The following is a 21,234-nucleotide window of genomic DNA, read 5'->3' on the forward strand; positions in this document are numbered from 1 at the left end:
CCTCGTCACCCAACGCAAAGGTATGACCAGAGTAGAGGTGGAGTCTGGGTGCCGCCAGTCCGCGAATACGGGTTGCTCAGCGCCGGGACGGCCGGCCCGGTGACCGCCGTGCGGGTGTGGTGGAGGCTCGGCGGAGGCTCAGTGCGGCCAGCCGGCCATCGACCGGCCGATGTTGGCGACGAACCGCTCGCCGGTCGTGGTCAGGGCGCCGCTGCCCTGCAGCTGCGCGACCGCGTCGACGGTCCAGTCGCGGTACATCCGGTAGTTCCGCAACGCGACCGGCGCGTCCGCGTCCCCGCGAATGGCGCGGACACGCCATTGATCGGCGACCGCCTGGTGTGCGAACGTGCCATGGAGCGCGCCCTCGATCGGGCGCGGATCCGGCCGCCAGCCGACCTTGAGCCGCCGCGGGTCGTCGTGGTCGACGAGCTGGTGCGCGTCGAGGATCGCGTTGAGCTTGCCGTGCTGGAACTCGTGCACGAGGACGATCGCGAGCTCGTCGGCCGGCGCGGGCGTCGAGGCCACCGTGCCGAAGGCGTTGCGGGCGGTTGACGCCCGGGTGTCCTCACCCGGCCCGGCGTGCAGCGGCACGACCGTGCGCAGCGCGATTCGCAGGCCCTCGGCCCGGTCCGGCACCTCCTCGGCGACCAGCCGCCAGGCCGCGTTCAACCGCTCCCGCCACTCCTGCGCACCCGCGTCGTCGAGCCGGTCGGTCGGCTTCCACTGGTGACAGTCGCGGTGCGGGTCGCCGTCCTCGAGCCACAGCCCGGGCCGCATCGCCCGGATCGGCAACCAGCCGGTGGGCGGCGGCGCGTCGTGGCGGACGACGATGCGGTCGTCACCGGTGGTCACGACGAACCCGTCCGCGGTGGTGTCGATGACCGCGGAGGCGTGCGAGTAGCTGCTCGGCACGACGGTGCCGAGCGTCGGCAGATGGATCTGACCGGCCTGCACGGCGACCGGCACCGACAGCGGCAGACCGGCGTGCACGGCCGCGGCGGCGGCGATGCCGGCCAGATAGCCCGGGGAGCCGGAGTGGGTGTGGCCGCCGTCGGCCGCGCACCTCGCGGCCCAGCCGCGGATATACGGATGCCGCAGCACCTCGTCGACGGCGTCGGGAGCCTCCTCGTCGAGGGCGCACAGCAGCTCCCAGCCGGCGCCCACGTGCGGCCGACCGGCATGCCGTTCGGCAACGCTACGGACGAGCAGCCGGGTCAGCTCCAGTTGCGCCGCGGCGAGCTCGGCGACGGCGGCCGTGTCGTCGCCGGCCGACGCGATGCGGTCCAGGTGCTCGGCCGAGATCGTGAAACCCTCGGGCGGCGGCTCCGCCGTCACCGGCCGGGGCGGGTGCTGCGACATGTGATCGATCACCGCTTTGAGATCCGCACAGTAGACGGAGGGGTTGTCGAAACCGCGGGAGGTACTGTACCGGTGGGCGAAGAGCCCGCCACCGCACTGGGTGACGACCGGGCACGCGCGGCAGGTCGCCGACAGCCCGGCGAGCCCCTGCAGCCGGCGCGTGACGGCCGGCAGCGCGGCGACCTCGTCGACGCTGTGGTCGAACACGTTCAGGCCGGTCGCCGCGACGCCGTCGAAAGCGATCTTGAGACTGTCCGCCTGCTCCCACTCGCCGTTCGTCTCCACCACGACGAGGTCGGCCGGGTCCAGCCCGACCCACTCGCTGAGGCTGGGACCACCCCCGGCGGTGGACAGGAGCGACTCGAACAGGCGGATGCCGACGGGCCGGCCGTCGCGCAGCCAGCGGTCGTAGATCCGGGTGAGCCAGTCGGCATAGGGGGCCGGCGCGCCGCCGGGCCGGGGCGGCGGCTGGTCCCAGGTGCCGTGCGGGAGCAGGAAGTCGATGCGCGGCGGCTCGTGGCGCAGCAGTTCCTCGTAGACCGCGATCGGGTCGTTGTTGAGGTCCACCGTGCACAGCAGGCCGGCGTAGCTGCGGCGGTTCTCGGGGCGGCGCAGCAGCGACAGGCCGGCGGCGACCCGATCGTAGCTACCGGAGCCGTTGCGGAACCGCCGGTGCCGGTCGTTCGCGTCCGGGCCGCCGTCCAGCGAGACGCCCACCCGGACGTCGAACCGGCCGAAGAGTGCGCAGAACTCCGGTGAGAGCCGCACGCCGTTGGTCTGCATCCGCAGGTCCACGCCGACGTGCGGGCCCAGCGCGGCGCGCAGCTCGCTCAGCAGTTCCCCCATCACCCGGGGGCCGAGCAGCAGTGGCTCCCCGCCGTGCAACACGATGCGCACGGCAGGCAGTCGGTGCGCCGTCGCGTGCTGGGCGATCCGCCGCCCGGCCGCCCGAACGACGTCGGCGCTCATGGCGAGCGGCTGACGGCGCCACGACTGGTCGGCGTGCTCGTAGACGTAGCAGTGATCACAGGCAAGATCGCAGCGCGAGTGGACCTTGAGCACATACTGGCTCAACGTCGCGCCGCTGTGCCTGTGATCGGACATGGCCGCCGAATCCGGTCAGATCGACGAATTGAAGGCGGCCACGATCAACGTCGTCCCGGCGTTGCCGTCGGTGATGAGCCGGTTGACGTACAGGTTTTCGGTGGGGCTGAGTTGCCGCCGGAGTGGAACGCGTCGCGTGGACCTGGGTGCCGGGCGGTCGGTCGTCGTCCGGTCCTGAACGTCGGTGTTCATCGAGTCGTCCTTCGTGGAAGCTGTGGGTGCCCGGTGCGGGCGGTTGTCAGGGTGAACCAGAAGCGCTACGGGTTCCGCTAAACTGTTGGAACCCGACTGATGCCCAGTCTGCGACCGATCTTTACCTGGAACTTGGCAACAATATCTGACTCGGGTCGGCTCCGCCGGGCACCCCTCGCCGCCACACCGAAGGGGTTATGCGCAGTTTGGCCGATCATGGCGGCGAATGGCGGGAACCTGCGGGGTTCTTACTTCTGGATCATCGCACCGGGCATCCGTTCCGGGGGTTTTTTTGCGGTTTCGGCGCCGCGGTCGGCGGGGCCGGTCACGATCGGTCCGGCAGCCGGGTCAGCAGGTACAGGGCACCACAATCACCCAGCTGAGCGGCCTCGGACCACAACTCCTCCGCCTCGACGAGCCGCCCGTCGAGATACGCGTCGAGGCCGAGGAAGTTGATCGTGTCGGTGTCGGCCGGTCCACCGACGGCGCGGAGATGGTGTCGCTGCGCTTCGGTGAGCCGGCGCCCGACCACGTCGAGATATGAACGGCGAAGGATAAGTCCGTCGCTCTCTCGCTGTAATAGACCTTCGGCCCCTTCGAGATCGCCGAGGACCGCGGCGATCGGCACGTATTTCGCGACGGCCCGGACATTGCCCTCGTAGGCCTCCTCCCGCCAGATGTGCAGGCCGTCGGCAAAGACGCCGCGGCGCATCGCCAGCGCCCCGCGCTCCGCGCCGAGGTTCCCGGCCGGTTGCAGCGCGTCCAGCAGCCTTTCGGCCTCCTCCAACGAGCCGTCGTCCCCGCGCGTCAGCAGGATGTTGAGCAGCACCCGCATCTGCTCGACATCACCCTGCGCGGCGTGCATGCGGGCCCACTGCTCAACGTGCCGGCAGTTCCACCGCAGCCCGTGCTGGCGCAGCTCGTGCTCGCGCATCGGCCGGGTCATCACCTGCAGCGCGCGCTCGATGAGCAGGCCCGGGTCGACCTCGAAGCTCCGGGCGAACGCGTCCCGGCTGGCGGTGGCGACGGTGCTGCCGTCGGGCGCGAACGCCACCGCGGTCACCCACTCGTCATGGTCGAAGCGGGCCAGTTCGGCGCCGGTCGCCACCTCGAACACCCGGGCCGTCCGGTCGTGGCTCGCCGTCGCGATCCGCTCGCCGTCGGCGGAGAAGACGACCGCGACGACCGCTTCCCAATGGTTGATCCGGAACCGCTCCGCCCCGGCGGCCACGTCGAACAGGCGCAGCGCCTGGTCGTATCCGCCCGTGGCGAGGTACCCACCGTCGGGGGAGAAGGCGACGCACGCCACCTCGCGGTCGTGGGCGAAGACCGCCCGCACGCGGCCGGTCGCCGCATCGAAGATGCGCGCGGTGTGATCGTAGCTGGCCGTTGCGACGAAGGCGCCGTCGGGCGAGAAGGTCACCGCGGCCACCGTCCCGCCGTGGTCGACGCGGGTGATCCGCGCGCCGGAGCCGGCGTCGAACACGCAGGCGACGCCGTGGCGGTCGCCGGCCTCGCCGCCGGTGGCCAGGCGGGCGCCCCTGCGGTCGAACGTCACGGCGGAGACCGCGCCGTCATGTTCCAGGTTGAGGTGTTCGGCGCCGGTCGCGGCGTCGAACACGCGCACCGTGCGGTCCTTGCTCGCGCTGGCGACCCGGTCGCCGCCCGGCGCGAACGCCACCATCGTCACCTCCGCGCCATGCTCGATCCGGGTCACCTCGCGGCCGTAGCCCCGGCCCGGTTCGGCGTCGAAGACCCGGGCGATCCCGGCACGGTCGCCCGTCGCGACCCGTCGCCCGTCCCGGCTGAAGGTCAGCGCCAGTACCGCGTCGTGGTGGTGCATCCGGGCCAGCTCGCCACCGCCGGCACAGTCGAACAGCCGGACCGTCATGTCGCTGGACGCGGTGGCGAGCCGCTTGCCGCCCGGATCGAACGCGACCGCCCGGACCTCGCTCGGCGCATGGAAGGAGTGAAAGGCGGAGTGCGCGAAGCGGAGGCGTTCGGCACCGGTCGGGATCTGCAGGATGAAGGCAGATCCGTTGATGGCCGCGGCCATCACCCGATCTCCGCGGCCGGTGAAGCTGACCGCGATGAAGTCGCTGTCGTGGTCGAACCGGGCCTGCTCGGCGCCGGTGACCGCGCTGAAGACCCGCAGCGAGCGGGCGCTGATCGTGGCCACCCGCAGCCCGTCCGGCGAGAAGTCCACCGCCAGCACCGGGCCGCCATGCTTGAGTACCACGGGTGAGTTCACGCCCGTCGTGTCGAGGATCCGGGCGGTCCAGTCCATCCCGGCCGCCACCACCCGGCCGCCGTCGGGGCTGAAGGTCACCGACGTGACCGACCGGTCGAGGTCGCAGCGTGCCTGCAGCTCGCCCGAGACGGCGTCGAACACCTGCGCCGACCCGCCACTGGCGGTGGCCATCAGCGAGCCGTCCTCGGAGTAGGCGACGTCCAGCACCTCGCGGTGGTGGGGCAGGCGGGAGACCTCGAGCCCGTCGCGGAACTCGAAGATCCGCACCTCGCGGTCGCGCGAGGCGGTCGCGAGCCGGTCGTCGGTCGGGACGAAGGCCACCTTCGAAACCGCCCCGTTGTGCTCGAACCGCACGAGCTCCGTGCCGTCGGCGGTGTCGAAGACCCGGGCCAGGCCGTCGCGGCCGGCCGTGGCCAGCAGCGTGCCGCCCGGGTCGAACGCGAGGTGGACCACCTCGTCCGCATGCGGCAGGGTGAGCAGCTCGGCGGCGGTGAGGCAGTCGTACACGCGCACCACGTTGTCCTGGCCCGCGGCGGCGACCCGCACGCCTTCGGCGTCGAACGCCAGGCCGAGCACCACCGGACCGTGGGACAGCGCGACCCGGACGGCGCCGGTGCCCGTGTCGAGCACGTGGATCTCGCCGCCGGAGCCGCCCACCGCCATCAGCCGGCCGCCGCGCCCGACGGCCACGGCCGTGTGGTACTGGTCGCCCTCGATCTGGACCAGCGCGCGCGGGTGCCGGCCGAGGATCTGCTGCAGCGCGAGCCGGCCCTGGAGGGTGGGCGTCGTCAGCACCGACTCGACGGCCAGCGCGAGCGCCACCTGCATCGGCAGGGGCCGGTCCGTGGCCGAGGCCTGCTCGCAGTCCGCGGCGAGCCGCAGCGCCTTGGCCCGGTCGGTCGCCGCGCTCGCCTGCCGGCGCGCGATCTCGGCCTGGACCTGGGCGATCGTGGCCTCCAGCCGGTCCTGGACCTGCCGGTCGGCCGCGGCTCGGCTGCGCTGGACGAACTCCAGCAGCCGGGCCGGGATGTCGTCGGCCCGTTGCGTGATCCACGCCTCTGCCTCGGCGATCCGGGCCTGCGGCAGCGGGTCACCCTCGTCGGCGCGCCGCCGGGTGGCCTGCAGCCATTCCAGGAACTCGGCGTTGCCGCGCACCAGCTCGCGCAGCCGCTCCCACGAGGTGATGAGCGCCTCGTGGGCGAGCTCGGCGAACCGGCCGTGCCGGGGCTCGTCGTCGAGGACCACCAGCCGGGCCTCGGCGAGGTGCTGAAGGACCTGGGCGTCGCGATCGGTCAGGTCGCTCAGGTAGACGCGGCGGCGGATCGCCCGGTCGAGGTCGTCACCGACGAGCTGTACCAGTTTCAGCAGCACGCTGTCCAGCAGGGCCGGTGGCGTGGCGGAGAGCCGGATGACCTGCTCGTCGGCGAATCGGTCGAGGGCGGTACCGATCTTGCCGGCCGCGCGGTACACGGTGAAGTCGATCGTCCGGCGCCGCTGTGTCCCCCACAGCCGGGTCAGCGCGAACTCCAGCAGCGGCAGCGTCCCCTGGGCCGCGTCCTCGACGATCTCGTCGACCAGCCCCGGCTGGTAGGTCACCCCCAGGGCCTCGGCCGGACGCACGATCGCCTCGCGCATCTCGCCGGCCGTCATCGGCGAGAGCGGGAAGAGCCGGCCCTCCAGCCGCGGCCCGACGCCGGGAATCTCCAGCAGGGCGCGCATGAAGTCGGCCCGCAGCGTGTGGACCAGCCGGTGGCCGTCGTCGTGGTCGGAGCGCTCCGGCAGCAGCACTTCCAGCAGCCGCACCTCGGGAGCGTCGCCGACGAGCAGCTGCTCGAACTGGTCGACGATCAGCAGCAGCGGCCGGTCCTGACCACCCGTCAGCCGGGCGGCCCAGCCGAGGCCCTCGGCGCGCAGCCGTTCGACCGTGTGCTCGATCTCGGCCGCGCTCCACGCCGGCGGACTGCCCTCACCCGGATGGTTCAGCGCCCTGAGGATGCCGATGGCCAGGCGGTGCCAGGGTTCGCGCCCCGGCCGGACCAGCGCGACCGACCAGGGGCCGGTGCCGCGCAGCCGGGGGATGAGCCCGGCCTGGACCAGCGACGACTTGCCGACGCCGGACGGCCCGACGAGCATCGTGACCGCCCGGCGCCGCACCCGTTCGGTGAGGCTCGCGATGGCCCGCTCCCGGCCGAAGAACATCCCGGCGTGCCGGGCGGTGAAGGTTTCCAGCCCGCGGTACGGGTTGGGCGGGATCAGCAGATAGTCCAGCTGTTCCGGCCAGGCCGCGGCGACGAGCTCGGGCGGCAGCAGATAGGCGTCGCGGTACGGCTGATCGGGCGCCGCCGCCGCGTGCAGCAGTCCGATGATCTTGTCGTCCTGCCAGACCGGCGACCCGCTGTAGCCGGGCTGCGCGCGGATGCTCTGGTCGCTGCGGCTCTCCACCTGGATGAGGCCGCCCTCGACCGTGCCGATCCGCCGCACATGCACCCAGACGCCGTCGTTGCGGGTGACTTCCTGGGGATACCCGAAGACCTGCAGCTCGGCGGCGGCCCCGGCCGGCCCCGCGGCGAACCGTGCCGGCCGCGCGGCCAGCGGTGCATCCTCGGTGAGCTCCAGACCCGCCACGTCGCCGCCGGAGCCGCGGGCCGCCGGTGCGGTCCACGCCACGACCCGCGCGTTGCGGACCGGCTTGCCGGAGATCAGCGGAAACTCGACCTGGACGAGCTGTTCGGGCTCGGGGCGCGGCTGGTGGCGATGCTCGCGCCGCAGCGCCGCGTTGACCACGTGGGCGCAGGTGACGACGTGCCGCGAACCGACGAGCGCGCCCATGCCGGCCGTGGCCCGGGCGCCGCCGAGCAGGCCGTAGATGCGAACGACGGCGAGGTCACGGCTTGGCATCGGCGCCGGTCGTCTCCGGCGCCTCGCGTTTCCACACCATGGTGACCTTGAAGTTCACTTCGGTGGTGCCCTTGGTGAGGATGATGCCGGTCTCGCCGCCGAGCTTCAGCCCGAACTCGACGGACAGCTGGTCCGGCGCGGCCGTGAGGAGGTGCGCCTTGATCACGCGCAGCACCGGCTGGATCTGGCGCAGCGCCTGGGCGAGGCTGGTCGCCGAGCGGATGATCCGCTCGCCGGGCGAGGCGAGCACCAGATCGTCGGGCAGCTCCGAGGGATCGGACTCGACGAGCAGGTCCACCCCGTCCTCGACCGGGACCTTCAACAGCACTGTCATGCATCACCCCCGGGACCGGACCGCGATTGCACTGTAGCAACGACGATCACGGATCGAACACGCGAAAGTGCTCGATGTAGGCAACCGAATGGCTGGTGCATTCCGCGTGGCGTGAGTGTGATCGAACGGGGTAGTGCGCTGCTCCCCGACAACGCAGGAGGTGTGCCGAATGGCCGGCTACCCCGCAGCAGAGCGCGCCCGTGGCGCCGCCATCACCGTCAGCTGGCCGGTCCTCGGGCCGGCATTCGTCGCCGCGCTCGGTGGCTTTCTGTTCGGCTACGACACCGGTGTCATCTCCGCCGCCCTGCTGTACCTCACGGCGATGTTCGGCCTGTCGAGCACGCTGCAGGAGGTGGTCGTCGCCGCGCTGCTGCTCGGCGCGATCGGCGGTGTGGCCGGCGGCGGCCCGCTCGTCGACCGTTTCGGCCGCCGGCGGATGCTCATCGTCTCCGCCGCGGTGTTCTGCGCCGGCGCGCTCGCCTCGGCCTTCACCCCCAACCCGGCGGTCCTCATCGCCGCCCGCTTCGTGCTCGGCCTGGCGATCGGCACGTCGTCGCTGGTGGTGCCCACGTACATCGCCGAGATGGCGCCGCGGCAGGTGCGCGGGCGCCTGGTGTCGTTACAGCAGCTGATGATCACCGTCGGCATCTTCGTGTCGTACCTCGTCGGCTTCGCGTTCTCCGGGGTGGACCAGGGCTGGCGCTGGATGCTGGGGCTTGCCGTCGTGCCGGCCGCGGTGATGCTCCTCGGCCTGCTCGGCCTGGCCGAGAGCCCGCGCTGGCTGCTCTCACGCGGCCGCGACGACGAGGCGCGGGCCGTCATGCTGCGCTCCCGCGGCCCGCGCGAGACCGACCAGGAACTGGCCGAGATCCGCGAAATCAGCGCGGCGGAGCGCGGCATGTCGATCCGCGACGTATTCGGCCGCCAACTGCGCCCGGCCGTGCTGCTCGGCGTCGCCGTCGCCGCGACCAACCAGCTCGTCGGCGTCAACGCGGTCATCTACTACACGCCGACCCTGCTCACCCGGGCCGGCTTCGGCGACTCCGCGGCGCTGCTGTCCACCGTCGGCATCGGGCTGGTCAACATGCTCGTCACGATCGCGGCGCTGCTCGCCATCGACCGGTTCGGCCGGCGCCCGCTGCTGCTCGGCGGTACCGCGATCGTCGTGGTCAGCCTGGTCGTGCTCGGCGTCCTCTACCTGCTGCCGAGCCAGACCGGCCTGACCGGGGCCTTCCTGGTGGGCGTGCTGTGCGTGTACGTCGCCGCGTTCGCCGCGAGCCTCGGCCTCGGCATCTGGCTCATCAACAGCGAGATCTTCCCGACCGCGGTGCGCGGCAAGGCGGCCGGCGCCGGCACCGTCACCCACTGGACGCTGGACTTCCTCATCTCGCTGACCGTGCTCACCGCGATCGGCGCGCTGACCGCCACCGGGCTGTTCTGGCTCTACGCCTTCTTCGGCGTGCTGGGCTTCCTGTACCTCTTCCGCAACCTGCCGGAGACCAAGGGCCGCAGCCTGGAGGACATCGAACGAACCCTACGCCGCCGCACCGGCGCGGTCTGCTGACCAGACCCACCGCCCGCTGTCCGAAAAGTCGGGCGCTCCGCACCACGACTTTTCGGATTTATACCCCGACAGGGCATTTATCCGATTCGGCGGCGATATTGCTCCGTGATCATGCTCGATCGGCCGCGTGCATCACGGTTTTTCATGATCACGGAGTCTCAATGTACTCCCAGGTGCGGTATCTCTCCGTGATCACGAAAAAGTCGGGTATCGCCGTGGTGGCCCGCATGATCACGGAGACTTCTGGTCGCCGAATCGCGTGTATGCGCAGAAGGCGAAGATCCGCCGCGATGACGTGCGGCATCCGGTGAAACGGATATATCCGTCGTCAGGGTATAAATCCGAAAAGTCGTGGCACGGAGTGCCCGACTTTTCGGACAGCGGGCGGTCGGCGGGTGCCGTTGCTGGCACTCGCCACGTCGGGACTCGCCGTGGGCGATCCTGAACAAGCCCGAATTCAGAGCTACCGCGATGTCCGCGGTGCTGCGGACCGTAACTCCCGTGGCCTCACCGTCCGCGGATAGTCGCGCTTTCCCTGGCGGCGCGGCGACGGTTTGCCGGTGGTGGCGACGAGAAGCGGGGCCCGGCCTCGTCGCCGTGCATGGCGCCGCCCTGGGCGCCAACCTCAGCTCGGTGCACGCCGGCGGCTGGCCCGGAGTCGGGGTGGAGATGCCGCCGCTGGTGGGGGCGCTGCCGACCGGCGACGAGGACGCGCTGCCGGGGTGGCGAAGAAGCCCGGAGTGAGCGGGCCGGGCCGGTGCGGCGACGAAGCGGCCCGACCCGCGACCGAACGGCGCGACCGGCCCCGAACCGCGGATAGCGCCGGCGCCTGCCGAGCCGCGGAGCGACCGGCCCCGAGCCGCGGAGCGACCGGGCCCGAGCCGCGGGTAGCGCCGACGACTGCTGGGCCGCCTCGACCGGCGCCGCGTCGCGGGTAGCGTTCACGCCTGCTGGGTCGCCTTGACCGGCTCGGGCCGAGTGCCGAGCCGGGGGAGCGGCGCCGAGACGCGGGGTAGGAAGAACTGCACGAGCGGGCCGATGGCCAGGGCGTAGGCGACCGTGCCGACGCCCGCCGTGCCGCCGAGTGCGATGCCGGCCGCGAGCACGCTCAGCTCGATGCCGGTGCGGATCACGCGGAGCGAGAGTCGCGGGAACCGGCCGGCCAGCCCGGTCATCAGCCCGTCGCGCGGGCCCGCGCCGAACCGGCTGCCCAGGTACAGCGCGGTGGCCAGCCCGTTGAGGAGGATGCCGGCGATCAGGTAGCCGATCCGCGCCGGCAGCGTGCCGCCGGTCGGCAGCACGGCGAGCGCCCCGTCGACGGCCAGGCCGACCAGCACGAGGTTGGCGAGGGTGCCGAAGCCGGGGCGCTGCCGCAGTGGGAGCCACAGCAGCATCACCGGCACGCCGACCAGGATCACCACGGTGCCGAGGCCGATCCCGGTGACCCTGGACAGGCCCTGGTGGAACACGTCCCACGGGTTGAGCCCGAGGTCCGACTCGACCATGAACGCCGTGCTCACCCCGTAGAGGGCGAGCCCGGCGAACAGTTGGCCGAGGCGGCGCGAAATAGCTCTCATGTCTGCCACTCTTCGGGCCAATTGTGCGAGGCTGAAGAGCCAATCCGACGGAGGTGGATATGACGACCTCGGTGCGCGGGAGCCAATTGGCCCGATTGCTGGGTCAGTGGCACGCTCTGCCCGGGCGGCACCGCCGCCCCGACTACGCCGCGCTGGCCGCGGCCGTGCGCGGGCTGGTCGCCGACGGCCGCCTCGCGCTGGGCGTGCGCCTGCCCGCGGAGCGGGAGCTGGCCGAGTCGCTGAGCGTGAGCCGCACGACGGTCACCGCCGCATACCGGGCCTTGCGCGAGAGCGGGCACCTGACCAGCCGGCGCGGCGCCGGCAGCTGGACCGCCATGCCCGGCGGCCACCGGGTCGGCACCTCGGGCCTGTGGGCGTGGAACCGCGATAACCGCGACAACCACGACGACCGCGACGACCGCGACGACCCCGACACGATCGACCTCGGCGTGGCGGCCTCGCCGGCGCCGGTCGAGCTGGTCGCGGCGACCCGCGACGTCGCCGACGACCTGCCGCGCTACCTGAGCAGCACGGGGTACCACCCGGCCGGCCTGATCGAGCTGCGGGAGGCGGTCGCCGACGGGTATGCGGCCCGCGGCGTGCGCACCTCGCCGGAGCAGATCCTCATCACGGCCGGCACCCAGCAGGCCCTCGACCTGGTGCTGCGCCTGTCGGTGCCGGCGGGCGCGCCGGTGCTGGTGGAGTCGCCGACCTACCCCAACGCGCTCGCCGCGCTCGCCGCCCGCCGGGCCCGGATCGCCACCCACGGCATGGACCGGGCGACCGGGTGGGACGCCGAGCTGCTGCCGGCGGCGCTGCGCCAGACCCGGCCGCGGCTGGCGTACCTCATCCCCGAGTTCCACAACCCGACCGGCCACCTCATGCCGGTCGGGCTGCGCGAGCGAGTGGTCGCGGCCGCGCACACGGCCGGCACCGAGCTGGTCGTCGATGAGTCCTTTGTGGACCTTCCGCTGGACGGCGAGACGATGCCGCCGCCGGTGGCGGCCTTCGACCGGCACTCGCGGGTGCTGTCGATCGGCGGGATGAGCAAGGCCTACTGGGGCGGCCTGCGGATCGGCTGGGTGCGCGCCTCGGCCCCGCTGGTGCAGCGGCTCGCCGCGATCCGGGTCGGCGTGGACATGGCCAACCCGCTGCTGGAGCAGCTGGTGGCGGTGCGGCTGCTGCGCCAGGCCGGGACGATCGTGCCGGGCCTGCGGCGCCGGCTGCGGGAGCGCCGCGACGCGCTGGCCGCCGCGCTGCGCGAGCGGCTGCCGGAGTGGAGCTTCACGACGCCGGCGGGCGGCAAGTCGCTCTGGGTCGAGCTGGACGGGCCGATCTCGAGCGCGCTGGCCCGGGCGGCCGAGGACGTGGGCGTGCGCCTGGCCCCGGGCCCGCGGTTCGGGCTGGACGGCACGCTGGAGCGCTTCCTGCGGCTGCCGTTCTCGCTGGACGAGGACGACCTGCTGGAGGCGGTGCGCCGGATCGCGGCCGTGCGCAACGACCTGGACCGCGCGGCGCGGCCGTCGTGGCGTACCCCGGTCGTGATCGCCTAGGCGGGTTGAACGAGATCGCCGAGAACGGTGAACTCGGCGTCGGTGACGGACCTGCCCTGGATCACCAGGCTGACCCGATAGATCGGCGTGGCATCGCGCGGCAGCTCCAGCGCGAACGGCGTGGGGTCGTCGTCCAGGACGACGGAAAGGACCGCCACCGTCCGGCCGGTGGACAGGTCGACGACCTGGAGTTCGGCGGCGCCGCCATAGGATGCCTGGACGGTACCGGTGATGTCCTCGGACGGGCCGAAGGCATCGGCGATCTGGATGACGCCGCTGAGCGGGGACGGGGTGCGATCCGGGCCGCTCGGGACCGTCGTGCGGGCGCTCACCGCGGCGGCGATGAAGTCGATGACGCGGGGATCGGCGTGCAGCGCCCCGTGCCGCCCCGCGACGTAGAACGCGAGGGGATCATCGGCGAAGTCCGGCGGTAGCGCGGCGAACCGGGGGATTACCCCGTCGCCGTCCTGCTTCGCGGCGCCGGTCTCCAGCCGCTCGCCGACGCGCCGGACGATCTGCGAGGTGGGCTGGCCGATGCCGACGACCGGCAGGACGGCACTGTCGCCGGACGGCACGGTCATCACGTCCAGCCCGTCGAGAAACCGGCGACCGTCGAGCACCCGCTGCTGATCGACCACGGGTACCACCACCTGATCCAGCCGGCGCGGCTGACCGTCGCCGGTGTCGACGGCGGGGTACGCCGGCAGCAGCTGGTACAGCGGCTGGAGCGAGCGGATGAACGTGGTCAGGTCCGGCCGGAGCGGGCCGATGCCCGGGCGTGCGCCGTTGACGAGTTGTTCGAGGGCCCGGACGTTACCGCGGAAGGGGGTGGCGATCGGGATGAAGAGCCGGGTGAACTCCCATCCGCCGAGGTGGGCGAGGAAGTGGGCGGCGACCAGGCCGCCCTCACCGTGCCCGACGATGACCAGTCGCGCGTCGGGACCGCCCTCGGACGTCCGCCACTGCTCCAGCTGTTCGATCATCTCGGTGCGCAGCCGTTCCGCGGCCTGCCGCATGTCCCGGCGCCAGTCCCACGCGAATTCGACGACGTTGTGGCCGTCCCGCGTGCCGAGCGTGTCGATCAGCCGGTTGTAGCCGGTGACCGACCACAATCCCGGCAGCAGCCAGGCGTCTCGCAGCACGCCGACCGGCGTGATCCCGTCATCGGCGCCGTCGGCGGGGAGCGCGAGGTCGCCGAGGCTCTGCAGTGTCCGCGCGATCTGCGGTCCCGAGCCGCCCCACAGCACGCGGCCCTGTCGTTGCAGTCGACTACCGAACAGGCCCGGAACGACGACGACCAGATCGCGGGAGGTCGCCGGGACCGGCATGGCGGTCGGTATGCCCGTCAAGATGTATGTGGTCGCCGGGAGGTGGTAGATGTCGCCGTTGAGCGTACGGAGCTCGACCGGGCCGGATCCGACCTCGACGGTTCGCGACTCGCCGGAGGAGAAGGTGAGGACCTCGGTGCGATCCGCCGTCGTCACCGCGACGTGGAACGGGCGGGTGGCCGGCAGCCGGATGCCGAGCGCGCGCTTCGCCGCGAAGGTGCCGACGTCGAGCGATGAACGTCGCCGGCGAACCGCCACCTCCACGGTCGGCAGCTCGAGGTCAATCTCGTCGAACGCGCCGGCCGGGGGTGCGACGGCATCGATGTCCGCCTGGAGCACGTACGACGCCCGCGCCGCCAGCTCGGCCACGGCGGCGACCGATCGCGCGGCGCCGGGCAGGGTCGTCACCGTCCGGCGCGCCCATCGGGCGTGCCCGCTGCTGCCCGAGCGCAACGCCGCCAGGACCGGAGCGAGTTCCGCCTCGATGCGATCCGCCGTGTCGTCACCCGGTCGCAGCGACCACCACGTCACCCGCTCCGCGACCAGCCGAAGGTCCGGCGCCTCCCGGCCGAGGATGGTCGCCGCGGCCCGCTCGGCCCGGTCCCGGGCCGGCCCGCCCGCCTCGAGCCAGGAGCGGAGGCGCCGGTGGAGAGCCGGAACGGCGGCCGGCTCGAACGATATGCCGTCGGCGGTGCGATCCCGCACGAGCGGGCTGAACCACAGATCGGCCTCGGTCTCGGCGGCGAGGTGCGAGAGCGCGTCGAGGCGGACGGCGCGGGCCAGCGAGGGCTCGACGAAGGCCGCCAGCGAGACGGCGACGGCGAGCTCGCAGGCGGCGGTGGCGACCGGGTCGGTTCGTCCGAGGTACGCCAGAGCCAGGTCGTCGGTGACGGATCGCGGCTCCACGGGCGAGGCGTAGCGACTCAGCGCCGCCAGGAGCTTGCGGCGGAGATCTTCGGGAGTGGTGAAGTAGGCGACCAGCCGCTGCGCCGTGAGCTGGTCCACGAACTGCTCGAGTGCTTCACCGGCGGCGCCGCGGTCGATCTGGTTCGCGGGCCAGGGATGTGCGGGGTCGACGACGAAGGCCAGCAGCGGCCGGTTCCGCTCGAGCGCCCATTGGTACTCGAGCTCGGTGACGGATCGGCTTTCGCCCGCAGGGATGTATCCGTATCGATGCCCGACCACGAGAACGACCACGTCGCTCGCGTCAATGGCGGGCAGGTCGCCGCCGGCCTCCGCGGGGAGCAGCTCCATGCCGAGCCGCGAACAGGCGTCGCTGACGGCTTCCCGGTAGGCCTCCGTGCCGCTGTTCGTGCCGCTCAGATAGACGCGGGTCATCGGAGGCGGCGCGTTCGTTCGCGGACCATGCCGGTGATGGACCGGGGAGCGAGCCCGCCGTCCCACTGGACGATCAGCGCGCGCCGACGCAGCGCGGCCGGCACCCGGGCGGGCCGGTACGGCGTGAGTACCACCGGCACGACGTCGCGACGGGCGAGGTGGTCGAACAGCTCCGCCCATTCGAACGCGGCCGCGGGCACCGCGTCCGGCAGCGGCGCGGAGACGCCCAGGTCGGTCACGAAGACGACCGCGACCCGCCGCGGTGGCAGACGGTAGGCCGTCCAGGTCCACACCGGCCCGGTCCCGGCGCCGGCGGGTCGCGTCGGGACCTGCCGGAACCGCACCGTCCGGAGGTGGGCGCCGCCGGCCAGCCGGTACGCCGCCCGAATCAGGTCGTCGGCGTCGGCGTCGAACGGCTGCATCCCGGCGCCGATGTCGACCAGCAGCTCGGACCCCGCCACCAGCCCCGCATGCGCCTCGACCGGGACGGGGTCGAGGCTGCGGATGCGGACCACCCGCTCGACGGCTCTGGCGACATCGAGCCGGTGCGTCGGCCGCGCGCGGGCGAGGGCGGCGTGCAGCACGCGCCGGTCCCGCCCGGGTGCCAGCAGCGGGCGATGAGCGAGCGGCGCGACCGGGACCGGCGCGGGCTCGGCGCGGACCGGAGCGTCGGCCGACGCCGGCCGCGGGGCGGTCCGGCGGATCGGCTCCAGCATGTTGAGCCTCGGCAGCTCGGTCGGCGACAGCGGCTCGGGCGGCCGGGCGGCTTCCCGATCGGGCTCGGGCGGCGGTGCCGCCGGCGGCGGGCCGGCCGGGCGGCGTTCGCCGCCGAGCAGTTCGAGCAGGGTCCGGCGGTCCTCCCCGGGGAACGCCGCGAGCGCACGGACGGCGTCCGCCATCCAGACCTGCGGCCGGGGAGACGGCATTTCAGTACCCCTCGTGCAGGGACTTCGTCACGGTCAGCTCCTCGACGACGGCCCAGTCGCCGGCGGACAGCAGATGACCGAGGTCGAGCATGGCGCGCACGGCGTCCAGGAACTCCGCCACGCTCGGCACATGGTCGTCCGGCGACGGCGAGGCCGGTCGTGCCGCCGCGACCCGCTCGGCGATCTGCCGAATCCTGGCCTGCTGCTCCTCGGTGGGCACCCGTCCCTCGGACCGCAGGTGACGGCTCGCGATCTCGACCAGGCCGTCGACGCCGGGCAGTTCCAGCCGCAGGACGATGCACCGCCGCACGAACGCGGTGGGCAGGTCCCGCTCCTCGTTGCTCGTCACGATCACGAGCCGCCGCGGCCCTTGCTCGCCGGAATCCGGGACCGCCACCTCCGCGCCGGTCTCGGTGACGGTGAACCGCAGGGAGCCGAGCGGCACGAGCAAGCCGCTCGGCACGTCCGGGTCGGCCTTGTCCAGCTCGTCGATGAGGACCACCGCGCCCTGCTCATCGCGGTCCGGATTGACCGTCGGGAACGGGTCCTCGGCCCGCGTCGCCGGCTCGGGACCCCGGCGCCAGCCGCGGACCCGCGCCGACGCCGGATCGATCGCCCACCACAGCGGTCCGGGCTCGACGTAGTCGATGTCGTTCAGCTCGGCGCCCTTGCGGACCTGAGCGTCCGCGAGCCGATGCACCATGTCGAACCGCCAGAGCAGGTCGCGGGCCTCGGTACGCGCGGTGACCACCAGCTCGTAGTAGCGCCAGCCGAGGTTGCGAGCCACGTACGCGGCGATGGAGGACTTGCCGGACCCCGGGTAGCCGAGCAGGAGCAGCGGCCGTCCCGTGACCAGCGCCACGCGCAGGGCGAGCCGCAGCTTCGGCGGGCACACGTAGACGCTGCCGTCGCGCAGGTCGGGCTGAGCCAGGTGACGTCTGCCGGACGGCACGTCCTCCAGCGCCTCGATGCGCTCCAGCACGTCGGTCAGCCCGGACATCGGGTTCACCTCTCCGCTCCCTCGATGCGGTTGGCCGCGGCGCCGCCCTCCTCCTCCACCGCTCGGGGCAAAGGCGGGATCAGCTCCACGGCACGAACGTTGCTCAGCGACTCCGCGGGCCCGGCGCAGACGAACACGACGCCGTCGAAGCGGGGTTTCAGCCGCTCCAGGACCCCCGCCTCGAGCGCCTCCCGGCCGAGGATGACGAACACCGAGCGGTCCCGTGCCTTCCGCAGCGACGCCATCGCGGCCGCCCACTGCTCCTCGCTGGAGGCGCCCACCTCGCGCACGATCGCGTTGGCGTATCGGGTCGCCAGCTCGCCACCGTCGTCCAGCCCGGCGCCCGCGCTGCTGAACGGGCCGACGATGACGTAACGGTTGTCGCAACAGGTCACCCGGGCGAGCAGCCGCCGCGCCGTTCTGGGCAGGGTCAGCGTGGCGCGCGCCACCCGCGGTCCCGCCTCGGCCGCCGCGACCGCGAAGAGCGCGTCGCCCATGTCGGCGGGCAGCCAGGCACTGCTGATCAGCGGCGCGAAGCTCGCCGGACTCAGCTTCGGATCGCGGATCAGCTCCAGGAACGCCTGTTCGATGGCGACGGCGTTGCTGTGCAGCAACCGGTGCGCGACCGCCTGCGCCAGCGGGAGGTCGTCCTGGCCGATGCCGAGGCACTCGGCGGCCTCCTCGAGGAAGGCGTTCCGGTCGAGGTGCACGAGCACGGTCTTGAGCCAGCGGGCCATCGGGTCCTGGGTGGACCGGCCGGCGGCATAGGCGGCGAACCGCCCGGCGATCGCCTCGGCCAGCGAGTCGGCGCTGTCGCCGTCGACCTCGGTCGCCTTGAGCACCTGGATGTCGCGCAGCTGCACCGGGCGCAGCCCGAGCCCGTCCAGCGTCGCGGACGAGGCGCCCGCGTCGAGCAGGACCGGCACCACGCGCATCGCCGGGTTGAGCCACGCGCGCCAGCCGAGGATCGTCGCCTCCGCGCGCACCCAGTCGCTGTCCGCGGCGCGGCTGGTGATCAGCACGACCGCGGCGTCGCAGCTGCCGAGCCAGCCGAGCAGCGTCGCGCGCCACCGGTCGCCCGGGTGGATCAGCTCGGCGTCGACCAGCGGAGTGTGGCCCAGGGCGCGCAGCTTGTCGGCGACCGCGTCGCGGACGCCGGCCGCGAAGGGATCCCCGTTCGCGCTGTGGCTGATGAAGATCCGCGCCAACGCGACTCCCTGTGTTCTGCGGCTCGGATGCGGAACGTTAGCACGGTGTTACCAGGTTTGCCGGCGACCCGCTTCGGTCAGGCGTTGTAGAGGCCGAGGCCGCGAGCCCGGGTGACGATCGCGTCGGCCGTTCGGGCGAGGTCTGGCACCGGCTGGCAGTACGGGCAGCCGGGCAGCGATTCCACCAGGCCGTCCTGGGTGGCGATGACGAGCCTCGTCCCGTCGGCCGTGCCGGCCATGCCGCGCACCGGCGCGCCGGCCTCGCGGTAGACGCCCGCCGCCAGGAGGTTGCCGCCGGCCGGGCCGGGCTGCCAGACGTCGATCTCGCCGGTGGACCGGCCGAATGCCAGGGCGGTTCCCTCGCCGGTGATCGCGACCGACTGCACGCGCGTGCCGAAGCCCGAGGTCGGCGGCAGATAGGTTGTCTGCCAGGCGCCGCCGCCGCGACGGTACACCTCGAGCCCGCACCAGTTCGCGCCGTCCCCCGCCCCGAGCACGGCGGTGCCCGACGGCACGACCGCGACGCCGGCGATCGCCAGGCCGCACGTCTGTCCTATCTGGACGGCGTCGGCCGGTGCACCGGCGGGGAACACGGCGACATAGCCCGCGGCGTTGCCGAAGAAGACCCGGCCGTCGCGGGCCGTCCGCAGCGGTGTGGTCGCGGCGGCGCGCAGCGTGTGCGTCACCACGAGGCGACCGCTGGCCACGTCGTACTGACGCAGGTCGCGGCCGCACACGGAGGAGACCGTGGCGGCGTCCGGGCTCAGCGCGACCCCGGTGACCGGACACCCGGTGCTGATCGTCGCCGCGGTGCCGCTCGTCGGCTGGATGCGGATGCCGTCCGCGGTGCCGATCGCGAACGCCGTGCCGTCCGCGGACCACGCCGCCGACAGGGCACCGGTGGCGCCGGTCGTCACTCGGTCCAGGACCTGCGTCCCGGCCGGGTCGAGCACGGTGACGGTGCCGTCGCCGCCGACGACCGCCAGCCGGCCGTCGTTGCCGGGGCCGAGCAGGTCGACGAAGGAGCGTCCCGGCTCGTCCAGCACCACGCGGCCCTTGCGCCACGGCCAGCCGACGACCCGGTCCGGGCCGGCAAGCGCCCACACCCGCGAGCCGTCGGACGACCAGGCGAGATCGCGAACGGCGCCGACGGAGCCGGTGAGCCGGTTCGCGAGGAGCCCGGTCGCGGCGTCGAAGACCACAACATCGGCCGAGGTACCAACGGCGAGAAACCGCCCGCCCGGGCTGAACGCCATCGCCCCCGGCACCCCGCCGACCAGCGCGTGCCGCTGCTCCAGCCGCTCACCGGTGAGGAGATGCACGGCGCCGTCCGAGCGCGCCGACACCGCGACCAGGCCGCCGTCGCCGGACACGGCGATCCCGGTGACCGCCGAGGTGCCTCGGGCGGTCCAGGACGCCACGGCGGGCGCGCGGTTCACCGCGAAGGTGAGCAGCCGGCCGTCGTCGGTGCCGACGATGGCGGTACCGCCGTTCAGCGCCGCGGCCGTGTAGGAGTGCGCGGGCAGCGCCACCGTGGTCCGGGTTCCCTTCGGCAGGGAGTACAGCTGAGCCGCCTGCGCGGTCACGACGAGCGCCCACGTACCGTCGGCCGACACCGCCGTCACGTTCGCCGGCGGCAGCGCGATGGACCTGCCCGGGTAGCTGATGACGGTCTGCGCGCCGGTCGTGCGGATCTGCACCGAGCCGTCGGCGGACCGGGTCAGCGCCCGCGGGTCCGGCCCGCCCGGCACGGCTTGCGGGTCGCCGGAGACCGTGGACGCCCCGAAGGCGGCGAAGCCCGCATCCGACGTCCACGACTCGTCCGGAACGGTTGCCGACAGCGCCGAGATCAGCTGGTTCCGCAGGACGGACCCGGTGCCCTGCTGCGCCAGCAGCGCGGCGTGCCGCAGCTCGGTGTACGGATCCGCGCTCTCGTCGTAGGCCAGGCCGATGAAGCTGGCGAGGCTGTTGTCGTGGCTCGCGACCGTGTCCGGGCCGAACGACAGCAGGACCATGGTCATCAGCAGTACCAGGCCGATCACGACGGCACCCCCGATGGCCGCTCCCAGGCGAAGCCACCACCACCGGCGGCGCCGCCGGCCCTCCCGCAGGTATTCGAGCGCGGCCGGCGGCAGCGGGAACCGGCCCGAGCGAGTGAGCGCCAGCCCCTGCCGCAGCAAGTCTCGTTCGGGCAGGATGTACCGGTTGCGGTGCTGCCCGACCCACGCGTCGGCGCTGACCGTGACGGCGGTCTGCGTCCGCCGCTCGGCGGGCAGGGCACGGACCGCCTGCTCCACCAGCGCGGCGGCCTCCGCCGGGGCCCGGTCGGCGAGCGGGACGATCACGATCGCCTTGTGGGTCTTCCCGGCCTCGTCGAGCTCCCTCCGGCAGGGTTCCGACGCCATCGAGTGCGGCGACTCGCAGACGACGAACAGGTCCGCGCCGTGGATCGCCTTGGTCGCCTCCTCCCACCATTTGACCGAGACCGGGATGTCGTTCCAGTCCACCCAGAGCGCGATGCCTTGCCGGTGCAGGATTCCGGCGATCTCGCGGACGGCCGGCGTGTCTTCGCGGGCATAGGAGATGAACACGTGATGCATGG

At 73.0% G+C, this 21,234-nt stretch carries 13 protein-coding genes; 3 read left to right on the plus strand and 10 right to left on the minus strand.

Features of this window, described 5'->3' with window-relative positions; translation table 11 throughout:
* Nucleotides 1–138: 138 nt before the first annotated feature.
* The 4 genes from ACQPXD_RS11670 to ACQPXD_RS11685 all read right to left on the minus strand — a co-directional run bounded on the left by ACQPXD_RS11670 (nucleotide 139) and on the right by ACQPXD_RS11685 (nucleotide 8,138).
* Nucleotides 139–2,463: an FxsB family cyclophane-forming radical SAM/SPASM peptide maturase gene (locus ACQPXD_RS11670; protein WP_432837591.1), complete on the minus strand. Its 2,325-nt coding sequence runs from the start codon at nucleotides 2,461–2,463 to the stop codon at nucleotides 139–141.
* Between the two features lie 15 nt (nucleotides 2,464–2,478).
* Nucleotides 2,479–2,655, minus strand: coding sequence for a hypothetical protein (locus tag ACQPXD_RS11675; RefSeq protein ID WP_432837593.1), 177 nt, complete (start codon nucleotides 2,653–2,655; stop codon nucleotides 2,479–2,481).
* A 325-nt stretch (nucleotides 2,656–2,980) separates the two neighbouring features.
* Nucleotides 2,981–7,804, minus strand: coding sequence for a trypsin-like peptidase domain-containing protein (locus tag ACQPXD_RS11680; RefSeq protein WP_432837595.1), 4,824 nt, complete (start codon nucleotides 7,802–7,804; stop codon nucleotides 2,981–2,983).
* Nucleotides 7,791–8,138, minus strand: coding sequence for a CU044_2847 family protein (locus ACQPXD_RS11685; RefSeq protein WP_432837596.1), 348 nt, complete (start codon nucleotides 8,136–8,138; stop codon nucleotides 7,791–7,793). Before ACQPXD_RS11685 ends, ACQPXD_RS11680 begins: the two co-directional genes overlap by 14 nt.
* 169 nt (nucleotides 8,139–8,307) lie before the next feature.
* Between ACQPXD_RS11685 and ACQPXD_RS11690 the strand changes: the two genes are divergently transcribed.
* Both ACQPXD_RS11690 and ACQPXD_RS11695 read left to right on the plus strand, forming a co-directional pair.
* A complete protein-coding gene (locus ACQPXD_RS11690) occupies nucleotides 8,308–9,702 on the plus strand; it encodes a sugar porter family MFS transporter (RefSeq protein WP_432837598.1) in 1,395 nt (464 codons plus the stop codon).
* A gap of 597 nt (nucleotides 9,703–10,299) precedes the next feature.
* Nucleotides 10,300–10,446, plus strand: coding sequence for a hypothetical protein (locus ACQPXD_RS11695; protein ID WP_432837600.1), 147 nt, complete (start codon nucleotides 10,300–10,302; stop codon nucleotides 10,444–10,446).
* 197 nt (nucleotides 10,447–10,643) lie between these two features.
* Here ACQPXD_RS11695 and ACQPXD_RS11700 read toward each other — a convergent pair whose 3' ends face one another.
* Complete coding sequence (locus ACQPXD_RS11700) at nucleotides 10,644–11,279, minus strand: YczE/YyaS/YitT family protein (RefSeq protein WP_432837602.1); 636 nt, start codon at nucleotides 11,277–11,279, stop codon at nucleotides 10,644–10,646.
* Between the two features lie 59 nt (nucleotides 11,280–11,338).
* On the opposite strand from ACQPXD_RS11700, the gene ACQPXD_RS11705 reads away from it, so the two are divergent.
* Nucleotides 11,339–12,832 carry a PLP-dependent aminotransferase family protein gene (locus ACQPXD_RS11705; protein WP_432837603.1) on the plus strand — a complete coding sequence of 498 codons (1,494 nt, stop codon included), beginning with the start codon at nucleotides 11,339–11,341 and terminating at the stop codon, nucleotides 12,830–12,832.
* Here ACQPXD_RS11705 and ACQPXD_RS11710 read toward each other — a convergent pair.
* From ACQPXD_RS11710 to ACQPXD_RS11730, 5 genes are all read right to left on the minus strand, one after another.
* Complete coding sequence (locus ACQPXD_RS11710; RefSeq protein ID WP_432837605.1) at nucleotides 12,829–15,498, minus strand: DUF4062 domain-containing protein; 2,670 nt, start codon at nucleotides 15,496–15,498, stop codon at nucleotides 12,829–12,831. The two genes, ACQPXD_RS11705 and ACQPXD_RS11710, sit on opposite strands and share 4 nt — an antisense overlap.
* Nucleotides 15,495–16,424, minus strand: a complete 930-nt coding sequence (locus tag ACQPXD_RS11715; RefSeq protein WP_432837607.1) for a hypothetical protein — start codon at nucleotides 16,422–16,424, stop codon at nucleotides 15,495–15,497. The genes ACQPXD_RS11710 and ACQPXD_RS11715 overlap by 4 nt, the downstream gene beginning before the upstream one ends.
* 1 nt (nucleotide 16,425) lies before the next feature.
* The gene (locus ACQPXD_RS11720; RefSeq protein WP_432837609.1) at nucleotides 16,426–17,424 is read right to left on the minus strand and encodes an AAA family ATPase; all 999 of its coding nucleotides are present in this window, start codon (nucleotides 17,422–17,424) and stop codon (nucleotides 16,426–16,428) included.
* Between the two features lie 5 nt (nucleotides 17,425–17,429).
* Complete coding sequence (locus ACQPXD_RS11725; protein WP_432837611.1) at nucleotides 17,430–18,632, minus strand: toll/interleukin-1 receptor domain-containing protein; 1,203 nt, start codon at nucleotides 18,630–18,632, stop codon at nucleotides 17,430–17,432.
* A gap of 77 nt (nucleotides 18,633–18,709) precedes the next feature.
* Entirely contained in the window at nucleotides 18,710–21,232 is a 2,523-nt protein-coding gene (locus tag ACQPXD_RS11730) for a toll/interleukin-1 receptor domain-containing protein (protein ID WP_432837613.1), read from the minus strand.
* Nucleotides 21,233–21,234: the final 2 nt, after the last annotated feature.

It is taken from the genome of Dactylosporangium sp. CA-092794 (assembly GCF_050948465.1).
Classification (GTDB): Bacteria; Actinomycetota; Actinomycetes; order Mycobacteriales; family Micromonosporaceae; genus Dactylosporangium.

What these genes read in the sequence shown, in the direction of transcription:
- ACQPXD_RS11670 (WP_432837591.1), bottom strand. Translation starts at nt 2,463, where the DNA reads ATGTCCGATCACAGGCACAGCGGCGCGACGTTGAGCCAGTATGTGCTC.
- ACQPXD_RS11675 (WP_432837593.1), bottom strand. Translation starts at nt 2,655, where the DNA reads ATGAACACCGACGTTCAGGACCGGACGACGACCGACCGCCCGGCACCC.
- ACQPXD_RS11680 (WP_432837595.1), bottom strand. Translation starts at nt 7,804, where the DNA reads ATGCCAAGCCGTGACCTCGCCGTCGTTCGCATCTACGGCCTGCTCGGC.
- ACQPXD_RS11685 (WP_432837596.1), bottom strand. Translation starts at nt 8,138, where the DNA reads ATGACAGTGCTGTTGAAGGTCCCGGTCGAGGACGGGGTGGACCTGCTC.
- ACQPXD_RS11690 (WP_432837598.1), top strand. Translation starts at nt 8,308, where the DNA reads ATGGCCGGCTACCCCGCAGCAGAGCGCGCCCGTGGCGCCGCCATCACC.
- ACQPXD_RS11700 (WP_432837602.1), bottom strand. Translation starts at nt 11,279, where the DNA reads ATGAGAGCTATTTCGCGCCGCCTCGGCCAACTGTTCGCCGGGCTCGCC.
- ACQPXD_RS11705 (WP_432837603.1), top strand. Translation starts at nt 11,339, where the DNA reads ATGACGACCTCGGTGCGCGGGAGCCAATTGGCCCGATTGCTGGGTCAG.
- ACQPXD_RS11710 (WP_432837605.1), bottom strand. Translation starts at nt 15,498, where the DNA reads ATGACCCGCGTCTATCTGAGCGGCACGAACAGCGGCACGGAGGCCTAC.
- ACQPXD_RS11715 (WP_432837607.1), bottom strand. Translation starts at nt 16,424, where the DNA reads ATGCCGTCTCCCCGGCCGCAGGTCTGGATGGCGGACGCCGTCCGTGCG.
- ACQPXD_RS11720 (WP_432837609.1), bottom strand. Translation starts at nt 17,424, where the DNA reads ATGTCCGGGCTGACCGACGTGCTGGAGCGCATCGAGGCGCTGGAGGAC.
- ACQPXD_RS11730 (WP_432837613.1), bottom strand. Translation starts at nt 21,232, where the DNA reads ATGCATCACGTGTTCATCTCCTATGCCCGCGAAGACACGCCGGCCGTC.